We start from the raw sequence: 6,625 nt of genomic DNA, 5'->3' as shown, positions 1-6,625 counted from the left end.
GAGCCGCCGGGCGTGAGCGCCGGATTGCGCGGGTTCAGCGTGTCGCCATGCAGCGCGTTGCCGGTGAACCAGCGCAAGGAAAATGCGGGCGTGTTGGTGCGGCCCAGGATCACGGCCCCCGCGCGCCGCAGATTGTCCACGACCGGGCTGTTCTCGGCCGCAATCACATCCTTCTGCAGGCGCACGCCGTTGGTCGTGGCGTAACCCGCCTGATCCACGTTGACCTTCACGGTGACGGGCACGCCAGCCAACGGTCCCGCGTCTTCGCCGCGCGCAAGCGTGGCATCCACTGCCGCGGCTTGAGCCAGCACCTCTTCCGGGCGGTGGTCCACCACGGCATTGATGGCCGGGTTGACGGCATCCAGCCGGCCCAGCGCGCTTTGCGCGGCCTCGCGGGCGGACACTTCACGCTTGCGAATGCGATCGGCAAGCTCAACTGCGGACAAACGCCAAAGATCGGACACGCGCGACTCCTGATTCATGATTGCGTTGATGGGCCAAGCCAACCTTAGCGCCAGCCGCGTCCGCCCACAAGCCGCCCAGTCCCGGCCCGTGTCTACTTGTCCTCTTCGAAGACCTCGACGATGGCGTCGGCCACGGCGCGCACGCGGGCCGTGCGGTTCAGGTCGCCGTGCATCACCAGCCAAAGGTCATAGGGTTCGCTGCGCGCGGGCCAGATGCGCACCAGGTCCGGGTACTGCGGCGCCATGTGCGTCGGCACCTGGCCTATGCCCAGCCCGGCCGCGACCGCCTCGATGATCATCAGGCCGGAATTCAGCTCCACGCCTATGCGCCCGTTGCCCGTGGGCTCGCCGCAGAAGGTATCGGACCAGCCCGGCAGCACCGCCTGCTGGTAGGTCACCAGCGTGTGCCCCGCGAATGCCGTGCCCAGCCGCGGCTCGCCATGCGTCTCCAGGTAGGCCCGCGAAGCGTACAGCCCGACCTCCTTGCGCGCCAGATGCCGGTGGATCAGGTCGGGATTGTCCGGCCTGATGTTGCGGATCGCCAGATCCGCCTCGCGGCGCGTCAGGTTGCTGAGCTGGATCGCCGTGGACAGCGTGACGCGGATGTCGGGATGATGGGCGTGCACGCGCCGGACCGCCTCCATGATGTAGTAACTGGCGACGGTTTCCGAGGTCGCCACGCGCACTACCCCCGACAGCCGGTGGTCCAGTCCCTGCATCTGCCGCTGCAACTGATCCGCCGCCTGCTCCATGCGCTCCGCCGCCGTGAACGCCAGCTCGCCCGCGGCCGTGGGGACGTATCCGCCTGGCGTGCGCAGGAACAGTCGCGCGTCCAGCGAGGCTTCCAGCGCCGCCAGCCTGCGCCCGGCCGTGGCCTGATCGACCTGCAGCAGCGCCGCCGCGCCACGCAGCGTGCCTACCCGATAGATGGCCAGGAAGATCCTGGCGTTGTCCCAATCCATGGCAGTCTTCCGTATATGCATTTTTGCATGACTATAAAGCAATTATTCGGCTTTTTTGCATCAAGCAATGCGCCTAAGCTACAGTCCTCGAAAGCCGCCGCACGTCTCCAATCATGAACTCCGCCTGTCCCAATATCCCAGTCCCCTCGCTGGACGCCAAGCCAGCCGCCGCCGGCCTGCTGCCGCTCGTCACGCTGGCCATCGGTTTCGTCATGGCCATGCTGGACGTGACCGTCGTCAACGTCGCCCTGCCCAGCATCGCGCTGCAGTTCACCGTTCCGCTGACGGACCTGGTCTGGATCGTGGACGGCTACACCCTCACCTTCGCGGCGCTGCTGCTGGTGGCGGGAGCGCTGGCCGACCGCTATGGCGCCAAGACCGTCTACCTGGCCGGCCTGGCCGTCTTCACCCTGGCATCCCTGCTCTGCGGGCTGGCGCCCAACGCCGACATGCTGATCCTGGCCCGCATGCTGCAAGGACTGGGCGCGGCCCTGTTCATGCCCAGCTCCCTCAGTCTGCTGACTCACGCCTATGACGACGAGCAGGTGCGCAACCGCATGCTGGCCGCCTGGTCCGCCATCGTGGCGGTCGCAGGCGCCGCCGGCCCGCTGCTGGGCGGCGTGCTGATCCACCAGTTCGGCTGGCGCGGCATCTTCCTCATCAACATCCCGCTGGGACTGGCCGGGCTGTGGCTGGCGCGCAGCCGGATCCTGGCGGCCCCGCGCCGGCCACGCGCGCTCAATCCGCTAAGCCACCTGCTGGGCGTGATCGCGCTGTCGTCGCTGTGCTTCGTGCTGATCCAGGGCAATGCCTATGGCTGGTCCTCCAGCCGCATCCTGGGCATGGCCGCCCTCTGCCTGGCCGCCGCCGTGCTGCTGGTGCTGCGCGAACGCCGCCACGCCGAACCCATCATTCCGCGCGCCCTGTTCGCGACCACGCAATTCGCGGCCGCCAATGGCGTGGGCTTCCTGATCAACCTTGCCTCCTACGGCCAGCTCTTCCTGCTCAGCCTGTTCCTGCAACAGGCGCGCGGCGCGGACGCCCTGCAGACGGGGCTGCAACTGGTGCCGATGCTCGCGGTCTTCTCCATCGGCAACCTGATATCGAGCCGGATCTCGGCGCGCTGGAACGTGTCGACGGCGCTGCTGGGCGGCTTGTCGCTGGCCGCCGTCATGAGCAGTGCGGGCGTGTTCGCTTTCTCCCCGGACATGGCTTACTGGCCGTTTGCCGTCGCCGTCGCGCTGTCCAATCTGGGCGTGGGCATCGCCGTGCCCGCCATGACCAGCGTGGTCATGCAGGTTTCGGGCAAAAGCCACGCCAACAGCGCCGCCGCGGCGCTGAACGCCAACCGCCAATCCGGCGCCCTGGTCGGGGTCGCACTGATGGGTACCATCCTGCATCTGCTGCCGGACTGGCACGCCAGCCTGCCCGCGGCCTACAGCATCATCGGTGCGAGCTACCTGGCTGCGGTTGCGCTGGTGTGGCGGCATCTGCGCCGCGCCCGCAACGCCTGACCGCCGGCACGACGGCAGCCACGGGACTCAAGCCGGTTGCCCTTGCCTCGCTCAGGCGGCCGCGAGTATGGCCACGCCGCGTCCCGCAAAGAACTCGTCGAACACGGCCAGCGGCAATTCCACGTCGGCCTGGACGCCGGGCTCGCCCGAGGGATTGTGGAAAATCACCGAGTCCGACGTTGCGCAGGTCACCAGCACCAGGTGCCCGCCCTTTCTGGGCGGCTGCCGTTGCGGCCAGCGTATCCACGGATGCACCGACGCCATGAAGTAGGCGGCCTGCGACATCAAGCCGGGCAGTTCATCCGTGCGCAGGCCTACATGCACCCGCGCCTCCAGGCCGAACACCTCCTCCACGTAGCGCACGAACGGCGCATAGATCATTCCCTTGATCTGCTCGCCTTCCACGGTATAGGCGCCGTAGGGCAGGCTGCCCCGCGCCAGCTCCAGGGTGGGGTAATGCCGCCCGTCGCGCGCCGCCAGCACCATCTTCAGGCAGGCCATGCCGCAAACGTGGCTGGCCCAGCGCGCATACTCGTCCGCATCCCGCGCACCCGAGCCGCGCCAGGCCGGGTCATCGGCCAACATCAGCTTGCCTTGAATGATCTCGCTGGCCAGGTGGGCCGACTCCCATTGGCAAAAGTACGGCACGGCGGATCGATGGGCTGGCGTCGCATTCATGCGGGACCCCGGGGATTCAGGAAGTAGAAGGAAGCCACTATCCTGCCCGCCCCGCCTGCGCGTGGCAAGGGGCCCACGTTTGCTTCACAATGCTCCTATCCGCGCTCACAGGAGACCCGCATGTCCAGCACTGCCACGTCCAACCCGCCCGCCATCCGCCGAGTCGCCATCGTCGGCGCAGGCACCATAGGCGCCAGTTGGGCCGCGTTGTTCCTCGCCCGCGGCCTCGAGGTCGTCGTCAGCGACCCCGCCGCCGACGCCGAGCCGCTGACCCGCGCCCGCGTGCAGGCAGCATGGCCGGTGCTGGCGGAACTCGGACACGTGCTGCCCGGCGCCTCGGCCGAAGGCCTGCGCTTCGAACCGGACCTGGAGGCCGCGCTGGCCGGGGCAGACTTCGTGCAGGAAAACGCACCCGAGCGCGAAGACTTCAAAACCGCGCTGTTCGCGCGCATGGACGCCGTGCTGCCCGCGCACGTCATCGTCGCATCGAGCTCGTCCGGCCTCATCATGAGCCGCCTGCAATCGCAGTGCCGCCATGCCGCGCGCTTCGTCATCGGCCATCCGTTCAATCCGCCGCACCTGATTCCGCTGGTCGAGGTGGTGGGCGGCGCACAGACCTCGGCCGACACCATCGACCGCTGCATCGCCTTCTACCGCGGCCTGGGCAAATACCCCATCCGCCTGAACAAGGAAGTGCCGGGCCACATCGCCAACCGCCTGCAGGCGGCCCTGTGGCGCGAAGCGATACACCTGGCGGCCGAAAACGTCGCCAGCGTGGCCGACATCGATGCCGCCGTATCGCAAGGCCCCGGCCTGCGCTGGGCGCTGTTCGGTCCGCACATGACCTTCAACCTGGGTGGCGGCGCGGGCGGGCTGGCCAATTTCATGGACCATCTGCTGGGTCCGGTGCAAACCTGGTGGGACGACCTCGGCGCGCCGGAAGTCACGCCTGAACTGCAGCAGCGCCTGATCGCGGGCGTCAACGCCGAAGCAGGCGCGCGCAGCATCGCCGACCTGGTCCAGACGCGCGATGCACAGCTCACCGCGCTGCTGAAAGCGCTGCAACGCTGAACCGGCGACGGCCCGCAACGGGTCAGAGACCCGTCATAACCCTCGAAGCCGGCCGGCAACACTGCCGGCCCGCGACATTGCAGGATTCCTCCGTATGATTTCCGTAACGCATGACAACGACCTTTCCCGCTACACCGCCACCGTCGATGGCGTCCTGTGCGTGCTCGACTACCAACTGCAGGGCAACACCATGGCGATCACGCACACCGGCGTGCCCAGCCAGGTCGGCGGCCGCGGCATCGCCGCAGCGTTGACTCAGTACGCGCTGGACGACGCGCGCGCCCGGGGTTGGAAGGTGCGGCCCTTGTGCTCGTATGCCGACGCCTATATCCGGCGGCACCCCGAATACAGCGATCTGCTGGCCTGAACGTTTCCGGTATTTGGCATCGTGACCAAACAATCCAAGCTCCCGGCTGCCGCCTGTCCCTGCGGCGGCCCCAAGCCCTATTCCGAATGCTGCGGCCGCTGGCATGAAGGCCCGCAGGCCATGCAAGCGCCCACCGCCGAGGCGCTGATGCGCTCGCGCTACAGCGCCTTCGTGCTGGACAAGTTGCCCTACCTGCTGGCGACCTGGCACTCGAGCACCCGCCCCGCGTCGCTCGATCCCAATCCGCCCGACCTGAAATGGCTGGGACTGGCGATCAAGCAGACAGGCAGCCAGGATCCCGAGCACGCCACCGTGGAATTTGTCGCCCGCAGCCGCCAGGCTGGCCGCGCCCATCGCCTGCACGAACTCAGCCGCTTCGTGCGCGAAGGCGGCCAGTGGTTCTACGTGGACGGCGACCTGTACTGATCCTGGCCGGCGTTTTCGGACCCGCCCTTCCCCAATCCAGACACTAGAAAAGGCAGACATGAACCGCGATCCTCGCCACGCCGAAGCGCTCTTCCACTCAGAACCTGTCGCGACATTGCGCGCCGACCTCGCGCTCGCCCTGCGGGCGGCCGCCGCGCATGGCCTGGGGGAAGGCGTCTGCAATCACTTCAGCGTGGCCCTCCCCGGAGATTCGGAGCATTTCCTGCTCAATCCCCGCGGACTGATGTGGCATGAAGTGCAGGCGGACGACATCGTGCTGATCGACGCCCAAGGCAACAAGCTCGCGGGCCGCCATGCGGTCGAACCCACGGCCATGTTCATCCATGCCGCCATCCACCGCATCGCCGGCAAAGCCTGTGTGCTGCACACGCATATGCCTTACGCCACGGCATTGACGCTCACGTCCGATCGCGCGCTGGACACCACGCTCTCCCAGAACGCCATGCGTTTTCATGGCCGCCTGGCCATCGACCAGCACTACAACGGCCTGGCGCTGGATATCAGCGAAGGCGAACGCATCGCCCACGCAATGCAGGGCGCGGACGTGGTGTTCCTGGGCAACCATGGCGTCGTCGTCTGCGGCGAACGGCTGGACTATGCTTACGACGACCTGTTTTTCCTGGAGCGCGCCTGTACCGCCCAGGTGCTGGCGCAATCCACCGGCCGTCGGCTGCTTCCGGTCAACGCCGAACTGGCGGCAAAGGTCGCCGCGCAAGTTCAAGGCGAACGCCTGCAATCCGAACTTTTTTTCGCCGCCTTGCGCCGCACTCTCCGCTGAACGCCTGGCCTCAAAGGCATTGACGCAGTTCGCAGCATTGCCCTCCGGATCCACGACGATTCGCCGCCGTGCATGAAATCATGCTCGAAATAGAAAAATCCCTCGCAGGAAGATCCTGCGAGGGATTTTTCATTGGGTGCGGTCCACTGATATCGCGTGAGCAATCGGGCGCCCCAAAGACAAAACCCCACAGGGGTTACCTGTGGGGGTTTGCGGAATAAAAGCTTGACGATGACCTACTTTCACAGACGTCCGTCCACTATCATCGGCGCAAAGTCGTTTCACTGTCCTGTTCGGGATGGGAAGGAGTGGTACCAACTCGCTATGGTCGTCAAGCGTAACTG

General features: G+C 66.8%; 8 protein-coding genes and 1 rRNA gene. 5 read left to right on the top strand and 4 right to left on the bottom strand.

What is annotated here, in order from left to right; all coding sequences use genetic code 11:
* Both VIR09_RS07085 and VIR09_RS07080 read right to left on the bottom strand, forming a co-directional pair.
* The coding region (locus VIR09_RS07085) for an amidase family protein (RefSeq protein WP_332012235.1) at nt 1–464 on the bottom strand (464 nt) is incomplete at its 3' end.
* Between the two features lie 92 nt (nt 465–556).
* Complete coding sequence (locus VIR09_RS07080; RefSeq protein WP_332012234.1) at nt 557–1,426, bottom strand: LysR family transcriptional regulator; 870 nt, start codon at nt 1,424–1,426, stop codon at nt 557–559.
* Nucleotides 1,427–1,539: 113 nt separating this feature from the next.
* Here VIR09_RS07080 and VIR09_RS07075 point away from each other — a divergent pair, with 113 nt between their 5' ends.
* Nucleotides 1,540–2,940 carry an MFS transporter gene (locus VIR09_RS07075; RefSeq protein WP_332012233.1) on the top strand — a complete coding sequence of 467 codons (1,401 nt, stop codon included), beginning with the start codon at nt 1,540–1,542 and terminating at the stop codon, nt 2,938–2,940.
* A gap of 51 nt (nt 2,941–2,991) precedes the next feature.
* On the opposite strand, the gene VIR09_RS07070 is transcribed toward VIR09_RS07075, so the two are convergent.
* A complete protein-coding gene (locus VIR09_RS07070) occupies nt 2,992–3,618 on the bottom strand; it encodes a hypothetical protein (RefSeq protein WP_332012232.1) in 627 nt (208 codons plus the stop codon).
* 120 nt (nt 3,619–3,738) lie between these two features.
* On the opposite strand from VIR09_RS07070, the gene VIR09_RS07065 reads away from it, so the two are divergent.
* The 4 genes from VIR09_RS07065 to VIR09_RS07050 all read left to right on the top strand — a co-directional run bounded on the left by VIR09_RS07065 (nt 3,739) and on the right by VIR09_RS07050 (nt 6,281).
* A complete protein-coding gene (locus tag VIR09_RS07065; RefSeq protein ID WP_332012231.1) occupies nt 3,739–4,689 on the top strand; it encodes a 3-hydroxyacyl-CoA dehydrogenase NAD-binding domain-containing protein in 951 nt (316 codons plus the stop codon).
* A gap of 94 nt (nt 4,690–4,783) precedes the next feature.
* On the top strand, nt 4,784–5,056 hold the full coding sequence (locus VIR09_RS07060) for a GNAT family N-acetyltransferase (protein WP_332012230.1): 273 nt from the start codon (nt 4,784–4,786) through the stop codon (nt 5,054–5,056).
* A 21-nt stretch (nt 5,057–5,077) separates the two neighbouring features.
* Nucleotides 5,078–5,482, top strand: coding sequence for a YchJ family protein (locus VIR09_RS07055; protein WP_332012229.1), 405 nt, complete (start codon nt 5,078–5,080; stop codon nt 5,480–5,482).
* 58 nt (nt 5,483–5,540) lie between these two features.
* Nucleotides 5,541–6,281, top strand: a complete 741-nt coding sequence (locus tag VIR09_RS07050) for an aldolase (protein WP_332012228.1) — start codon at nt 5,541–5,543, stop codon at nt 6,279–6,281.
* 223 nt (nt 6,282–6,504) lie between these two features.
* Here the strand turns inward: VIR09_RS07050 and rrf are convergent.
* A 5S ribosomal RNA gene (gene rrf / locus VIR09_RS07045) occupies nt 6,505–6,617 on the bottom strand.
* Between the last annotated feature and the right edge of the window lie 8 nt (nt 6,618–6,625).

This window comes from Achromobacter sp. (assembly GCF_036567245.1).
GTDB lineage: Bacteria > Pseudomonadota > Gammaproteobacteria > Burkholderiales > Burkholderiaceae_B > Achromobacter.
This window is presented reverse-complemented; position numbering and strand designations above follow the sequence as displayed.